Source organism: Arenibacter arenosicollis, from assembly GCF_014397245.1.
In the GTDB taxonomy this organism is placed as follows: Bacteria; Bacteroidota; Bacteroidia; order Flavobacteriales; family Flavobacteriaceae; genus Arenibacter; species Arenibacter arenosicollis.
In genome coordinates this window covers 43,726-59,803 of the sequence record NZ_JACLHY010000007.1, presented here as the reverse complement: position 1 = coordinate 59,803, position 16,078 = coordinate 43,726, and the positions used below count along the sequence as shown (strand labels likewise).

Here is a 16,078-nt window from a genome sequence, read left to right as displayed (position 1 = left end):
AAAACTTTAATTATTTTTTTTGGGGAAATTATCTCCCTTATCTTAAATTTCGTCGGTAACACAACCTTGTGAGGCCGAGGAAACGGTTCTTGCGTATTTATATAAAGTACCTTTTTTAACTTTTAAAGGAGGTTGTACCCAATTAGCCCTACGAGTCTTGATCTCTTCCTCGGACAAAGCCACCGAAATACTATTTTTTTCAGCATCAATGGTAATTATATCCCCATCTTTTAACAAGGCTATTGTACCACCATCCTGAGCTTCTGGGCATACATGTCCCACAACAAAACCGTGTGTACCCCCTGAAAAACGGCCATCTGTAATTAAGGCAACATCTTTACCAAGACCAGCACCCATTATGGCAGCGGTGGGCTTCAACATTTCGGGCATCCCTGGACCACCTTTAGGGCCTTCATAACGTATAACCACTACATCTCCCTTTTTAACCAATCCTTTTCCGATACCGGCATTGGCCAAAAATTCATCGTCAAAAACTTTGGCAGGACCACTAAAATGTAATCCTTCTTTACCTGTAATTTTCGCAACGGCTCCCTCTTCAGCAAGATTTCCGTACAATATTCTTAAGTGTCCTGACGCCTTGATAGGCGCGTTCAATGGCTTAATTATTTCCTGTCCTTCTTTTAAACTTGGAACGTCCGCAAGATTTTCGGCAACGGTTTTTCCGGTTATGGTTAAACAATCGCCATGCAACATTCCGTTTTCCAGCATAAACTTCATAACCGCTGGAGTACCACCTACACGATGTAGATCTTCCATTAAGTATTTGCCGCTAGGTTTTAAATCCGCCAAAAATGGAGTTGTATCACTAATTCTTTGAAAGTCATCCAATGTAAATTCAACATCTGCAGCTTTCGCTATGGCCAAGAAGTGAAGCACTGCGTTGGTGGATCCTCCTAAAAGGGTTAGCAAACGCACAGCATTCTCAAAGGATTTTCTGGTAATGATGTCGCTAGGCTTAATATCATTTTCCAATAAATGTCTTAATGCAAAACCAGCACTTATTGCATCCTGTTTCTTTTCTTTGCCAATGGCAGGGTTGGAAGAATTGTATGGCAAAGCCATACCCAAAGCTTCTATTGCCGAAGCCATGGTATTCGCGGTGTACATACCACCACAAGCCCCAGCTCCTGGACAAGCATTTTGAATCACACCTTTAAAATCTGCTTCGTTCATGGTCCCGGCAACCTTTTCGCCCCATGCTTCGAAGGCAGAAACGATATCCAACTTCTTATCTTTAAAACACCCAGAGGCAATGGTACCACCATACACCAAAACAGAAGGTCTGTTTAATCTAATCATGGCCATAAGCGCTCCCGGCATATTCTTATCACATCCCACAACTGTAACAAGACCATCGTAGTTCATAGCTTGTACCACGGTTTCCATGGAATCTGCAATGATATCTCTAGAAGGTAATGAATAACGCATACCGTAAGTCCCCATGGAAATACCATCACTTACTCCGATAGTATTGAACACAAGCCCGACCAAGCCGCCTTTTTCTGTCCCCAGTTTTACTTCCTGGGCCAAATCATTTAAGTGCATATTACAAGGATTCCCCTCATAACCTGTACTACCTATTCCGATCAAAGGTTTTTTTAAATCCTCTTCATCCAAACCAATGGCATATAACATGGCTTGAGCAGCCGGTTGCGTAGGGTCCTGGGTAACGTTTTTACTAAATTTATTTAATTCCATTAATCTCTATTCTTTCAATTTTAATACTAAACTATATATACTACGACTTTCAAAGATAAAAGTTTAAAAACCCTTTGGTTTTTAACATAAAAATTTGATTTAAATTCAATGATATTGATTTAATTTTAAATTACTGATAATCAGATATTTAAATACATAAACCATATCATATTCAGTAGGTTTTTATTCGAGTATAAACCTATGGTTTTTTACTCGAAAACAGCACCAATCCCAATTTCATTCAATGAAAACATAAAAAAAGCCTGTATCAAATATATCTGATACAGGCTCTTTTAATCAATAGAAAATCCGTATCATCCCCCTTATGGGACAATAATGACTACATTGATTATGTTTACATTTATTTTCATTGCAGTAAAATTAGTTATTATTATTTAATTCACAAAGAAATAAATATGCAGTGGCTATTTTAATTTAAACTTAATGTGGTCTCCGGATCTTTTTTGAGCTAAAATGGACATGGCCATATCTGATAACTGCAAAATTCTGGGATAGCCACCGGTAGTTTGTCCGTCTTTCATTAACACTATTAATTTTCCAGAAGGAGTCAATTGTACCGTTCCTGGGAGTGTGGCCGAGGTTAACATGGAAACTTTGTTTTCTTCTATTGTCTCATTTAACTGATATGCCATACGGTTATTTTCGTTGGCCACGGAAAATTCCCGATAGAACAATTTGCCTAATTGGTTATCCGTTAAAAGTTTATATTCCGGCCCCTTGTATACCTCCAAAACGGATTTATCCAATACGGAATCTACCTTAAGTTCGGAAATTTTTGGATTGAATTGTTTGCAAGTGGCATAGGGAAGATCGGGCATTTTTTTAATGGAATCTTTATTGGTAATTGGTTTAAAAAAGGACCTACTTCCCAATACGAGCTCTGTATTGAATCCATCCTTTATCCCCAAATAAGCCCGGAAACCTTTTTCCAATTTTCCATAGCTTAAAATATCGCCACTTTTTACTTTATAAACTTTGTAGTTCTCCAAGGCAATATCGTTCAGGGTGACCGACATTTCCGCACCGCCTAAAACAATATAGGTATCTTCTTCAAATTCCAATTTGGGGCCCGTCATGGTTATTTCCAAAACCGCGCATTTCTCATCGTTTTCCAACAATGTATTTACCTTGGATGTAGAAAAGGAATCCATTACCCCTGCCACAGGAACACCTTTATCCCTATATCCAAATCTGCCAGTATCCTGTACTGTAGTGAAAAAGCCCGATTTTAAAATGTTAAGCATTGAGCACTATTTTTTCTATGTTATATATCCCTACCTCAGCTTCTATTTTGTGCAATTGGTATTCGGCCATCGAAATTGGATAAAATTGAATTTGATCACCAACGGTAACGAAACAAGGATTTTCGTTCTTTACGTTAAACATGGGTATAGGACATTTACCAATAATATTCCATCCTCCCGGTGAATCTTGGGGATAAATCCCAGTTTGTTTGCCCGCAAGACCTACAGAACCTGCAGGTACCTTCGATCTTGGAGTAGATTTACGTGGAACTTCCAAAGCTTCAGGCACTCCGCCCAAATACATAAATCCAGGTAAAAAACCTATTCCATAGACCGTATAAATACTCTTGGAATGTAGTTCTATTATACGATTTACTTCCAATCCCAATTGACTTGAAATTTCCTGGAGATCCAAGCCAAATTCCAAATCGTAACTTACCGGTAACCTCCAAAGATACCTTGTTGCATGTGATACCTTTTTTATTAAACTATACCACTCTTTTATTTTTGGTTTAAAATAATCGAAATCTAGGACAGTATCTTTGCAAATCAAAGTAAGTGAATTATAAGCTGGAACAAATTCCCACTCCTTTTCACTTAATTGATTTTTCTTTAAATATTGAATAAACTGAAGAATCTCATCCAATATGGACTCATCCACCTTATTGGGCCATTCAACTAATATGGCATGTACCCCAAATTGCCTGACCGATATTTTGAAATTGCTCACTTCTTTATTAAGATTTGGTTCTTTGGTAAATGTTGTGAAAGATACATTAATATTTGTAATGTTGCAGGAGAATCTCCGTGAATACAATAGGTGTCCGCCTTGAGTTTTACTGCCTTACCGGACAAGGTTAAAACGGCACCCTTTTGCACCATATGAAGTATATGGTTCAAAACCGCTTTGGGATCTTGAATCAAAGCCGCAGATTCCTTTCTGGAAACCAGGGAGAGGTCTGGCTTATAATTTCGATCGGCGAAGGCCTCATATTTTACCCGAAATCCCAATTGTAAAGCTTCCTCTTCTATTTTTGATCGATAGGGAACATATAAATAAACGTCTTTTTTGTACTCCTCTATACTATTTAAAAAGACTGCGGCTAATTTCCTGTCCTTGGCAATGTCGTTGTACAAAGCACCATGTGGTTTTATATGGTTTAACCTCATTCCCAGGGACTTCAGTGCCAAATTTAAATTCCCTATTTGGGCAAGGATATTTTTTTTCAATTCCTTTTCAGAAATATTGATCGAAATTCTTCCAAAATTTTCACGATCAGGATAGGATGGATGTGCCCCAATTAGGACATGGTGTTCTTTGGCCAGACGGGCAACCCGCATCATGGTCCCATTATCACCGGCATGGCCGCCGCAGGCTATATTACATGAAGATATAAGGGGCATTATTTGAGATTCATTGCCCATACCCTCCCCTAGGTCGCAATTTATATCGATATTGATCATACTACTCAAAATAGTTCAAAAACAGTTAGTATACTCTTTACTCCCAATATTACGGATAAAAGAATGATGATAATTCCCAATATATTTTCAATCAAGGTATTCCGATATTGCAGCATCACTGTTTTCCGGTTTACGACCCATAGTAAAAAAACAGCGATAATTGGCAATAACATACCATTTGTCACTTGGGCAAATTTGATGATTTCCAAGGGTTTTATTCCTATGGACATAAATAGAACACCCACCAATATGATTACCATCCAAACCAACTTGAATCGTATATCCTTCATAGTGGTATTCCATCCAAAACAGCTATTGGCGACATATGCGGCGGCCAAGGGGGCTGTTATTGCAGAGGTTGTTCCGGCAGCAAATAATCCAATTCCCATAAAATATCTGGCACTGTTCCCATAAAGTGGTTCCAAGCCTTGAGCCATATCCATTATATTGTTAATTTCCTTGGAAGGTATTGCAGTTGCGGTAACCATTACTGCCATTGAAACCATACCGCCCAAAACGATGGATAAAACGGTATCTCTTTCCGCATCCTTTAAATTAGCTGTGGATTTCCATTTTTCACTTACTAGGGAAGTATGCAAAAATAAATTATAAGGTACCACGGTAGTGCCGACCAAAGCGATGATGGTCAGAATACTTCCTTCTGGAACTTTTGGGGTAAAAAGACCTTGTAATATGGCTAAAATATCAGGTTTTGTAATTATGGCCGTCAATATAAATGATAAGCTCATGATCACTACCAAGGTTACAAATACCTTTTCCAATAATTTATAATTGCCAAAGAACAAAAGTAAAAAAGCAACAAGACCAATGGCAAAAGGGTAGAAACTAAGGTATTCTTGCCCAAATATGGCCACAAGTCCCAAAGAAGCACCTCCAATATTGCCTCCTTCATAGGCGGCATTACCTATAACTATTGCGGATAAGATCAATCCTAGCACTAAAATCTTTATCCATTCAACACCTATTTCTTCTTTTATGACATGCGCCAGACCTTTTTGGGTAACAATTCCCAATCTCGCCGCCATTTGTTGTAAGACTACCGTAGCCACTATGGAAAGTAACATGGCCCATAGCAAGGTATATCCAAATTGTACCCCGGCAAAGGTGCATACCGTAACGGTACCTGGCCCAATAAAGGCTGCAGCTACCACAACACCTGGCCCCATTTTCCTAAACATATTATTTGGCCTTATTTAAAGCGTATAATGCAAAACTTCCCAACCAATGGGTTCCACTATAATTGTCGTCTACTATATTGGGAAGGGAGTAATTTATATGTTCAGTGGCAATTTGTTTTAAATGGGTGTATTCGGGAAGTGTTTCCGCAATTCCGTACAAACACCAAGCCCTACTAAAATTAAGTCCATCCAAATGCACCAATTTTCCATCCGTTCTGTCCGAAACCTTTCCCGGTTCAAGATTAAATTGAACATTTTTCAATTGCGGCAAAAATTTGTCCAACCATTTTTTGAACTTTTCGGGGCCGTAAATTTTTCTGACCAGATTGGCCTCCTCCAAGCAAGGGGATAAAAAATCGAATCCACTGGGTTCCCAAGTTATAGGGCAATCGGCATCATTTTCATAAAAACGTGCTACACTGGAAATAATGGCATTTTTTAAAGTGTCATCCTCCATTACAATGGCATAATCCCAAGCCATGGAAAGTCCAAATGCGGTATTGGAATGTTCTCCTACCCGAATGGGGTAATTTAATTTAGGTAAAAAATCTACGTAAGCAGCTACTATATAATCTATTAATGGTTGCAAATTTACCTCTAGATCACGGGCCAAGGGGTCGTTCCAAGTGTGAAGCTCTTCTGCCAATTTAAGGATCCAAGCCCAGCCATATGTCCGTTCATAGGATTTATTACCTTCCATATTAAAATAGGCCAATTCCCCTATTATATTTTCCTTGGAAATATTTTCTACCAACTTATTTCGGATTGTGGAAGCCTGATTTAAACTTGGGAACTGTTTTAACAGTGAAACTAAGGACCAATGACCGTGAACCGATGAATGCCAGTCGAAACATCCATAAAATGCTGGGTGCAGTTCTTGAGGTCCGCCTAGATGTGTGGAATCCTGAAGGGATTGGTTCAATTTATTGGGATATTCTGTCTGTAGGCATTCCAAAGGTAAACGCGCCAAACGGTTGGCTTCATTAAAACTAAGTTCGGGGACGGCTAGGGAGATATCTTTTTCTGGTGCTGACTTTTGTTGATCCTTACAGCTAATGTGAAGGAAAAAAACTAAAAAAGTTATACCTATTGTTTTCAGTATTGGTCTTGGATCCATTGTTTTGATTTGTAATGGTGAATATGTAAATATATATGGATATTACAAAATGGGGAAGCATATTTAAATTTTACAGAACAAGTGGTTTAAAAAGGAGGTAGTTCATCTAAAAAGTTGCAGTTCGTCTAAAAGTTGACCTTTTTGGATTACCCCAACATAATAATCCAAAAATAATTGGGTTATAATAGTCCCAAATTAAATTTTTAACCTACTTGAATGACATGTTTAGATTGTAACAAAGAGCTTAGTTATCTTGACCATAAAAGCGCAATGGATCTTTTAGGAATAGAGCTTTGTGCGAAGCATAAAAGCAGAATGGAAAAGCTAATTAAACTCAAAAGGACCCCCAAAGAAGCCATACAATTATATTATGGTTTAAAAAACGCAGGTGTAAATCCAATGCTCGAATGGTGGGATGGAAAAAAATCAGTGGATATTGCTATATCTAGGGTAAAACTTAATATAGAAATCGATACCGAATATCATTCCATTACCCACGAACAAGCCATCAATGATTTGGAAGAAGCCATGCATTCGTTTAAAAATGGATTTACCACCATTCGTATCCCCCACGTACTCATTAAATATTATTTAAAGGAAACCGTAAATAATATTTTAGGGATTATGGACGGACTTAAGGCCAATATTAAGGCGCTTAGTTAGTGATACGTTAGGGAAATGTCTTTTCAAGGAAGGACAAGGGCAATTCGGCGAATATAGAACTGAAACGCCCTGAATCTTAAAAACCATCTTATGGAAACAGAAAAGAAGATTTTAAGAACACCTTTAAGAATTGCCATTTCCCTACTTATTGTAGGTTTTATCTGCAAAATTCTACATTTCCCGAACTTTGCCAATCCCATCATAATTCTCTCACTTTGTGCTATTGGTACTTTGTACGGATTGCGATTTTGGAAAAAAAGCAAAAAGGGATTCCTGGAATACAACAAATTGGTGCTGGTTACAGCGTGGTCCTTAAACGGCATATTCAAAATTCTAGAGGTATCCAATACGGATTTTTTTCAGCTTATTGGTAGTTTGGCTTTTATTGTCTGGATTATCATGGAAGGCACAACATATCTCATAGATGATAAGGACGATAATAGAAGTGACATTGCCTATTTCATTTGGAATACCATGATGATTATCGGCATATTGGCGATTATAATAGGTAGCCTTACCAAAATATTGGAATGGGAATATGCTACCCCTACCCTCATAACAGGATTTATTCTCGTTACCGCATATGTATTAAAAGACCTTTTGATCCAAACGCTTCAGAAAAAGGAATAGAAGGGAATCTACTTAGTAATCATTCCTCTTTTGGGGTTTGCACCTGTCCATCCTTACCGTTTTATCTCTTTTGCATATTTCGGTATTCCAGGTATCTTGGGAAATAGGAAGAAAATATACAGTTTTGGTTGATCCCAATATCAAAAGGAAATCAATTACCAGATTCCTTGAAATAAACTGCACTAATTTATATTAAATCTTTTCGAGCCTAAAGAAAGGCTTTCTAAATTTTATTTAATTCTCTCAATGAACAATTTATAATCCAAGCGGTCCATTATTTTTATGGATATTTCAAATTTTTGTCTTATTTTTTCTGTTAAATCGGGAACCATGGAAAAACAAAGACGAGTATTTATTCAAAAGGCGGGTATAATTGCAGCAGTTAGTACAATTACCCCACAAATATTATTCTCTACCAATAGGGCGCAAAATAAAAAGTTGGGGGTAGCCCTTGTAGGATTGGGGTACTATAGTACCGATCTTCTTGCCCCTGCGCTGCAATTGACCAACAATTGTGAATTAAGGGGCATTGTTACCGGGAGTCCCGAAAAAATCCCTGTATGGAAGGAAAAATATGGGATAAAGGATAAGAATATCTACAATTATAAAAATTTTGATAGTATCGCGAACAACCCTGATATAGATGTCGTTTATGTGGTCTTGCCGCCTTCCATGCATGCAGAGTACACTATAAGGGCCGCAAAAGCGGGGAAACATGTTTGGTGTGAAAAGCCTATGGCGCCCTCCGTTGCAGATTGTGAAGCCATGATCAAAGCATGCAAGGATAATAAGGTAAAACTGGCCATTGGATATCGTTGTCAGCACGACCCCAATATTCAGGCCTATATGAAAGTAGGCAAGGAAAGACCATTTGGTAAGGTTAGAATGGTGACTTCGGCGGCAGGATATTTTGATGGCCGTACCAACCATTGGAAACAAAACAAGAAATTAGGTGGCGGAGCAATGGGAGATATGGGGGTTTATGCACTACAGGGTGCCAGATTGGCCACTGGTGAGGAACCCATCTCCGTATTGGCACAGGCCTCCACTACCCGACCAGAAATCTATCACGAGGTTGAGGAAACTATGATGTTTCAATTGGAATTTCCGAGTGGTGCCCGGGCATCCTGCCAGACCAGTTTTGGCATTAATATGAACCATCTACAGGTAAACTATGAAAAAGGTTGGTTAAAAATGGAACCGCATTCTTCCTACAGGGGCAATAATGGAAGCATGTCCGATGGTACCATTATAGAATTTCCCATCCCAAACCAACAGGCCAAACAAATGGATGAGGATGCTATGGCCATTATGAACAAAACCGATTTATTAGTTCCTGGGGAAGAAGGACTTCGGGATATTCGTGTTGTTGAGGCAATCTATAAATCGGCTGCACAGAATTGTGTGGTTAAATTGTAGTTTTGTAGTGGGTTCTAACTTAGAAAACATCGGTAAAATGTTACTTTACAAGGTTTTGTGTAATTGTAGGATTTTACTTTCATAGAGGATTTTGACCCTTTGTCCGACTTAGGGTCAAGTCGTCGAATTTTTGTTCCATACATGGGGATGAAAATCCTTTTCCCTCTGTTTTTGGGTTTTATATATAAACCCGATATTATGAAGGAAAATACTACATTAATCGATTTTTTATTTTATTTCTTTTGCGCCTTTTGCTTTTCTTGGGCCTTATATGTGCTGTTCTTAGGGTAAAGCTAAGAACTTGGGGGAAACGTTGGTAATCTGGAAGTCTGGCAGTTGTCTGGACTAATATTTCGGAATGCCTTTGCTAAGATTATGGTCATCTATCATAAGATGGCCGCTTGCTCTCCTCTTATGGCATAGCAAGGAAGGATGTTGTTTACGAATAATGGCCTAATTTTGAATTTTCATAAATTCTAGGGCATATCTTTCGCCCATTATCCTTTGCGCTTCAGAATTAAAGTGAACCTTATCTCCTTTTTCTTTTAGGTCCTGGGTATTGATCATCCCTGCATTCGGATCTGTGGAAATATAGTATTTTATGTGGTCATTAATCTTCGACCACAATGGATTGGTCGAATAACTGCCCAGTTGTCCTATTACAACGGTTGCCTCTTGGTTCCCAATGATTTTTCTGAATTGATAGAACAACTCCGATAATTTGATTTGGTATAATGGAGCCTCCTTGGTTTTGGCATCACTTTCACCCTGATGCCAAAGAATCCCTTTTACTGTCCCAAAACGCATTCCCAATTCCGCTTTTTCTTTAAAATTGGTGAATAGTTTAACTTCCCTATGGATGGAATCGTTTAACCATTGTGAAATTGAGCTTCCCCCTACCGCAGTGGGAATTATGAGCACCGATATACTGTCCGGGATATGCTTGATGAGAGATTTGCCGAATGAAAGACCACTGTCCAAACCGCTCATTGATGGTTCATAAAAATGTAACGGCTCCTTGGCATATATCATATCACCTTGTTTATTTATGGTGTATACCCTTGTATTGGGAACGGTGTCCTGTGGCTCTACAAATCCACGTCCCGCCATATTGGATTGCCCTGCAAGCATAAAAACCCAAAGATTTGCCTTTTCGGGAACGTTTTCTACCGACAATTCAACTTTTGGGAAAAATTGGGTCCTATTGTTTTCGTGCTGACCATAACACCAGGATAGCATGGAAAATATCAGAATGGGAAGGAGTAATTTTTTATTGGTCATATTGGTATTGTCTTTACGGAGCCTCCCAAAGGTAAGTTGAAATTTTTATTCAGCCGTAATTGTGGGTTTATGATTAATTTTGAAATTACAGGAATTGGCAATAAAACACATTTTATTGGCCTCTAAATGGAGTTGGGTCGCCTTCTCGATCAATTTGGCCTCTGTTATTTTGATTATAGGGTTTAGTGTAACTTCCTTAAAACTTCCACTTCCATTAGCTGTTTCTTCCATTAGTCCAACAGCCTCATCCATATATTCCGTAACCACTATTTTATTTACTGCACATAAATGAAGATACCAAAGCATATGACAGGCAGAGATGGAGGAAACCAGTAGATCCTCTGGATTATACCTTTTACCATCCCCAGAGAAAGCAGCATCTGACGATCCTTTTATTGAATTATATTTTTCTGGACACGAGATGTTATGGTTTCTATTATAGGATCTAGGATTTAAAGTTCCTTTTCCCTCATTTCCCGTCCATTGAACCGTGGTATGATATAGGTGATTTTTCATATTTAAAATGGTTTTGAGATTATGTCAGCCTCCCACAATATATATAATTATTTCCGCGGTTGTTTATGGATTATATTTTTTAAAAATGCCCCAACCCTCATTGAAGGATTAGTTGAGATCCGAATGTTCAGCCTTAACAAGTTGGAAATTAGTGTTAAAAAAGAAAATATAAATAAGAAATTGTGCATTTTGTCCGTTATTTAAGTATATCATCCTATATTTAAGCCGTCTTATTCTAAATTAAAATTCACCCCAATGAAGAAAAGCAAAGTCTTAATAGGAGCTTCACTTATAACCTTAGCCCTATTTGCCCTTATATTCAGTGCTTTTAAGCCAGAAGAAAAGCCTAATTCCAAAGTGGCCATTTCAACCGTAGATAAACAAAAAGATGTATTAGGGAGTCACGGGACACTTCTTTATAAAAAACATCAGGAGGAATTGGGTGCCGCTGTAAAGGCCTACTTTGAAAAAGCTATCGCTGAAGGTGATATTGTAGGTGCCGGAGTTAGTATTGTAAAAAACGATTCCGTTGTAATTTCTGATGGATATGGCAAAAGACAAATTAATTCCGATGCAGTTGTTGATGGAGGGACCATATTTAGACTGGGATCGTTATCCAAAGGATTTGCAGGTGTATTGGCCACAGAATTGAAGGATGAAGGCAAATTACATTGGGAGGATAAGGTAAGCGATTTTATTCCTGAATTTCGATTGGGCGATACGAATAACACCAATAAAATTACCCTTGCCAATATTTTATCGCACACCTCTGGTACTCCCTATCACAGTTACACCAATCTTGTTGAGGCTGGACTACCGTTACAGGATATTGCCAAACGCTTTAAGGCAGTTAAACCGATAAGTGAACCTGGATCCATGTATAGTTATCAGAATGCGATGTTTGCCCTTTGTGGGGAAATGATTCATAAAGTAACCGGACAGGATATCGGTGAGGTTTTGACCAATACGTTTTTCAATCCTTTGGGCATGTGTTCCACTACTATGGACTATGAATCCCTGTCACATATGGAAAATGTGGCTATGCCCCACACTAAAAGACGAAATAGCTGGAGAACATTACCACTTTCAGATAATTATTACAACGCAATTGCAGCAGGAGGTATTAGCGCCAGTGCGGTAGATATGGCCAAATGGATGCGATTTTTGTTGGGGTATAATCCGGAACTTATGACCAAAAATGCCTTGGCGGAAACATTTACCCCGTTTATAGAAATTAAAGGGGAAAGTAAGTATTACCAACGCTGGCCGGGACACACATCCTCTTACTACGGTTTTGGATGGAGAATCCATAAATTTTTGGAGAACGGCTCCAATAATGAAAAGACCATTTGGCATCACGGTGGAAGTGTCAACAATTACAGAAATGAAATTGCCATCTATCCCGAAGCCGAACTAGGTATCTGTGTGCTATTGAGCAACAACAGCAAAATTGCCAAAAACGTAATTCCGGACCTATACAAAATAGTAAACGACATTTTTGAGGACAATTCTGCTGAAATTGCCTTGCACACCAATAAAAGTGCTGTCTCACCCCTGTAGAAACAACTCAAAATCCAGTTCTTGAAAAAAGGAATAATACTTGGTTAACTTCCCTACAATTATAAATCTAATGGGTTGGGAAGGTTGGCTGGTGCATGCTGATGCAATGAATTCCGCCACCACCCAAATTAACGGCAAGGGCATCGATCATAATTACCTTGCGATCGGGAAATACGGATTGCAATATGTGCTTAGCCTTTTCGTCCTTTAATTTTAATTCATCTGGCATTCCTTCCCGCCAGCTGGTCTGTCCAATAACGACCTTGTTGGTAATAATAAAATTCAGATAGCTGAGCGCGGCCATGACTTTTACATTGTCTCCATTAGGGAATGTACTTCCATCCCTATAGTCAAGTGTTTTAATATAATCATAAACATAGTCCCCTGGACTCATGCTGGAAAAAATAGTTCCCGGTAACGGCATTTCAATAATGGTAAACGGCTTACCATCTTGATCGGTGGCTTCGGACAATATTCGGTAATTCTCTTCCATGCGTTTGTGGTTTTCGAAGGCAATGGGATCGCCAAGATCCACGCTATCCACTTTTGCGAAAAGGATGGTGGAATCATTTACAAATCGGGCGAATTCGTCAACATGACCATTTGTGGTAACTACCGTGTAAGCTGTGTGGCCATCTAAGGTTGTTACCGGGCCTAGGAAGGTATGATCGTCTTCCACCAAACCCTTTTTCAACCAAATTATTTTTTTAACCCCCAATAGCCTCTTGTATTCCTTCTCCATTTCCTCCTTGGTCATGTGAGGATTTCTGTCCATTTCTACTGCCTCTGTTGTAATTAGGGTACCTCTGCCATTTACTTCCCTATTTCCTCCTTCACTGATCATGGTACTGGAAATAACGGGCAGTTGAAAATGTTTCGCAACCCTTTCATCATACAATTCCTCAGTTTTGGTATCTATGTTCAAAGTATCGGAATATCCCCAAGAATTAAAATTAAAGTCGGCCATGGCCATAGTATTGTGATTGGTCTCTACAAATATGGGTCCCATGTCCCTTGCCCAGATCTCAATGGAGGGGAGTTGCAGAAGTTTAAGTTTTGTAAGTTCTCCAAAATGCTTCTTTAGGGTTTCCTGGGCGTGGGCCATAAGTTCTTTATCCTTACAAGTAATAACTATTTCTATATTACCCATCAATGCTTCAACAATAGCAAGAGTAACTTGTTCAACAGACTCCCCTTCCTTATGGTCCGTTGAAGGCCATATTAACCAAATCGCTTCTTGGGATTCGAACTCTGCAGGTTGATTTACAACATAAAAACTGTCGGTCTTCTTGGGAGATGAACACGAAAGCATCAAGAGTGAGATTACAAAGCTATTTATAAACGACCTCATACAAACTTATTTAAGGATATATAACCATTAAATATAATGAATAAACAAATCTATTGGACCTTGAAAACTTTACAAGGGAATGGTTTTGTGCTATGGGCACGATCCTGCCTCGCCAGGCAGGCGCACCCCAGTTGTTCTTTATGTTTAGGGCACGAGCCTGCCTGACGGCGAGGCAGGCTCGTGACCTACCCCAACCAGCCTTCACGGTCTAGGCTACGGTATTGAATGGCTTCGCCAATATGATTTCCACTGACATCCGTGGCATTTTCCAGATCGGCGATTGTTCTTGCCACTTTCAGAATCCTGTCGTAGGCACGGGCAGAAAGATTTAATCGCTCCATGGCATTTTTCAACAGTTCTTTGGAAGGGTCGTCCATCTTACAATATTTACGTATGTGCTTGGTATTCATCTGTGCATTGTAATGAACGTTTTCCATTTCCTCAAAACGCTGGGTCTGTATTTCCCTTGCGGCAGTAACGCGCTTTCTAATTTCCACACTACTCTCCCCTTTGCGTTCCTCGGACAGTTTTTCAAAAGGTACCGGGGTTACTTCTATATGGATATCGATACGATCCAATAAGGGCCCGGAAATCTTGCTTAAATACCGCTGCATCTCTGCCGGTGAGGAGGTAACTGGGGCATCAGGGTCGTTAAAATATCCCCCAGGACTTGGATTCATACTTGCTACCAACATAAAACTGCTGGGATAGGTTACGGTAAATCGCGCTCTGGAAATGGTAACTTCCCGATCCTCCAAGGGTTGTCTCATGACTTCAAGTACACCCCTTTTAAACTCTGGCAATTCATCCAAAAATAAAACTCCATTATGGCTCAGCGATATTTCCCCTGGTTGGGGATAAGCCCCGCCGCCGACAAGGGCGACATCCGAAATAGTATGATGCGGACTACGAAACGGTCTTTGGTTCATAAGGCCCATATTCTTGATTTTTCCTACCACGCTGTGAATTTTGGTAGTTTCCAAGGCCTCATGCAAGGTCATGGGCGGCAAAATGGAGGGCAGGCGTTTGGCCAACATGGTCTTCCCCGCTCCTGGTGGACCGATCAAGATAATATTATGTCCGCCGGCAGCAGCTATTTCCATACACCGTTTTATGCTTTCCTGGCCTTTGACGTCGGAAAAATCGAATTCAGGGAAATCCAGGGTTTTATAAAATTCTTTTTTGGTGTCTATTATCGTTTGCTCCAAGGGCGTATCCTTGTCAAAAAAATCGATTACCTGTTTAATGTTGTCAATGCCATAAACTTCCAAATCATCTACTATTGCGGCCTCTCGGGCATTGTCATTGGGCAAGATAAATCCCTTAAAGCCTTCTTCTCGAGCTTTTATAGCTATGGGCAAGGCTCCCTTTATGGGTTGCATACTGCCATCCAGGGAAAGTTCTCCCATGATGATGTATTTCTCAATGGACTCGGATTTTATCTGATTGGAAGCGGCCAAAATACCAATGGCCAAGGTTAGATCGTAGGCCGAACCTTCTTTGCGAAGATCGGCAGGGGCCATATTTATGGTTATTTTTTTTCCAGGTATTTTGTAGCCATTGTTTTGCAATGCTGCTGCAATACGATAATTGCTCTCTTTGATGGCATTGTCTGGTAAACCTACTAGATGGTAACCGATGCCTTTGTCGATATTCACTTCAACGGTGATCGTCGTTGCTTCCACTCCAAAAACCGCACTACCATAAACTTTTGTAAGCATTTACCTATTATTTATCTAAATGTAAGTAAATAAAATAAATTTTTGGTGCAGCCAATGTGCTAAATTTTAAGGAATTATGTGCTTAATGCCATTGGAACCTGGTATGAGTCAAAAAATTTAACCTTCGACATTGGACCTTCAATTTTATGACAGAAACTAGTTCTCTCCAGAAA

The 16,078-nt window shown here is 39.3% G+C and carries 14 protein-coding genes; 4 read left to right on the top strand and 10 right to left on the bottom strand.

Going from position 1 to position 16,078, the window contains the following annotated elements; genetic code table 11:
• Nucleotides 1-42: 42 nt before the first annotated feature.
• The 6 genes from ilvD to H4O18_RS08995 all read right to left on the bottom strand — a co-directional run bounded on the left by ilvD (nt 43) and on the right by H4O18_RS08995 (nt 6,764).
• A complete protein-coding gene (ilvD, locus tag H4O18_RS09020) occupies nt 43-1,719 on the bottom strand; it encodes a dihydroxy-acid dehydratase (RefSeq protein WP_187583702.1) in 1,677 nt (558 codons plus the stop codon).
• Between the two features lie 425 nt (nt 1,720-2,144).
• On the bottom strand, nt 2,145-2,984 hold the full coding sequence (locus tag H4O18_RS09015) for a 5-oxoprolinase subunit C family protein (RefSeq protein ID WP_187583700.1): 840 nt from the start codon (nt 2,982-2,984) through the stop codon (nt 2,145-2,147).
• Nucleotides 2,977-3,714 carry a 5-oxoprolinase subunit PxpB gene (pxpB, locus tag H4O18_RS09010; protein WP_187583698.1) on the bottom strand — a complete coding sequence of 246 codons (738 nt, stop codon included), beginning with the start codon at nt 3,712-3,714 and terminating at the stop codon, nt 2,977-2,979. The genes H4O18_RS09015 and pxpB overlap by 8 nt, the downstream gene beginning before the upstream one ends.
• On the bottom strand, nt 3,711-4,448 hold the full coding sequence (gene pxpA, locus H4O18_RS09005; RefSeq protein ID WP_187583689.1) for a 5-oxoprolinase subunit PxpA: 738 nt from the start codon (nt 4,446-4,448) through the stop codon (nt 3,711-3,713). The genes pxpB and pxpA overlap by 4 nt, the downstream gene beginning before the upstream one ends.
• Before the next feature lie 5 nt (nt 4,449-4,453).
• Nucleotides 4,454-5,647 carry an Nramp family divalent metal transporter gene (locus H4O18_RS09000; protein WP_187583687.1) on the bottom strand — a complete coding sequence of 398 codons (1,194 nt, stop codon included), beginning with the start codon at nt 5,645-5,647 and terminating at the stop codon, nt 4,454-4,456.
• Nucleotide 5,648: 1 nt separating this feature from the next.
• Nucleotides 5,649-6,764, bottom strand: coding sequence for a DUF2891 domain-containing protein (locus H4O18_RS08995; protein WP_187583685.1), 1,116 nt, complete (start codon nt 6,762-6,764; stop codon nt 5,649-5,651).
• Nucleotides 6,765-6,980: 216 nt separating this feature from the next.
• Here H4O18_RS08995 and H4O18_RS08990 point away from each other — a divergent pair, with 216 nt between their 5' ends.
• From H4O18_RS08990 to H4O18_RS08980, 3 genes are all read left to right on the top strand, one after another.
• The gene (locus H4O18_RS08990; protein ID WP_187583683.1) at nt 6,981-7,427 is read left to right on the top strand and encodes a hypothetical protein; all 447 of its coding nucleotides are present in this window, start codon (nt 6,981-6,983) and stop codon (nt 7,425-7,427) included.
• A gap of 90 nt (nt 7,428-7,517) precedes the next feature.
• A complete protein-coding gene (locus tag H4O18_RS08985) occupies nt 7,518-8,057 on the top strand; it encodes a hypothetical protein (RefSeq protein ID WP_187583681.1) in 540 nt (179 codons plus the stop codon).
• A gap of 330 nt (nt 8,058-8,387) precedes the next feature.
• Nucleotides 8,388-9,476 carry a Gfo/Idh/MocA family protein gene (locus H4O18_RS08980; protein WP_187583679.1) on the top strand — a complete coding sequence of 363 codons (1,089 nt, stop codon included), beginning with the start codon at nt 8,388-8,390 and terminating at the stop codon, nt 9,474-9,476.
• Between the two features lie 453 nt (nt 9,477-9,929).
• Here H4O18_RS08980 and H4O18_RS08975 read toward each other — a convergent pair whose 3' ends face one another.
• Together H4O18_RS08975 and H4O18_RS08970 are read right to left on the bottom strand one after the other, a co-directional pair.
• Nucleotides 9,930-10,757 carry a sialate O-acetylesterase gene (locus H4O18_RS08975; RefSeq protein WP_187583677.1) on the bottom strand — a complete coding sequence of 276 codons (828 nt, stop codon included), beginning with the start codon at nt 10,755-10,757 and terminating at the stop codon, nt 9,930-9,932.
• A 45-nt stretch (nt 10,758-10,802) separates the two neighbouring features.
• Complete coding sequence (locus H4O18_RS08970) at nt 10,803-11,273, bottom strand: OsmC family protein (protein WP_187583675.1); 471 nt, start codon at nt 11,271-11,273, stop codon at nt 10,803-10,805.
• Between the two features lie 255 nt (nt 11,274-11,528).
• On the opposite strand from H4O18_RS08970, the gene H4O18_RS08965 reads away from it, so the two are divergent.
• Entirely contained in the window at nt 11,529-12,833 is a 1,305-nt protein-coding gene (locus H4O18_RS08965; RefSeq protein WP_187583673.1) for a serine hydrolase domain-containing protein, read from the top strand.
• 67 nt (nt 12,834-12,900) lie between these two features.
• Here H4O18_RS08965 and H4O18_RS08960 read toward each other — a convergent pair whose 3' ends face one another.
• Nucleotides 12,901-14,184: an agmatine deiminase family protein gene (locus tag H4O18_RS08960; RefSeq protein WP_187583671.1), complete on the bottom strand. Its 1,284-nt coding sequence runs from the start codon at nt 14,182-14,184 to the stop codon at nt 12,901-12,903.
• A 185-nt stretch (nt 14,185-14,369) separates the two neighbouring features.
• Nucleotides 14,370-15,905, bottom strand: a complete 1,536-nt coding sequence (locus H4O18_RS08955) for a YifB family Mg chelatase-like AAA ATPase (protein WP_187583669.1) — start codon at nt 15,903-15,905, stop codon at nt 14,370-14,372.
• Nucleotides 15,906-16,078 lie beyond the last annotated feature (173 nt).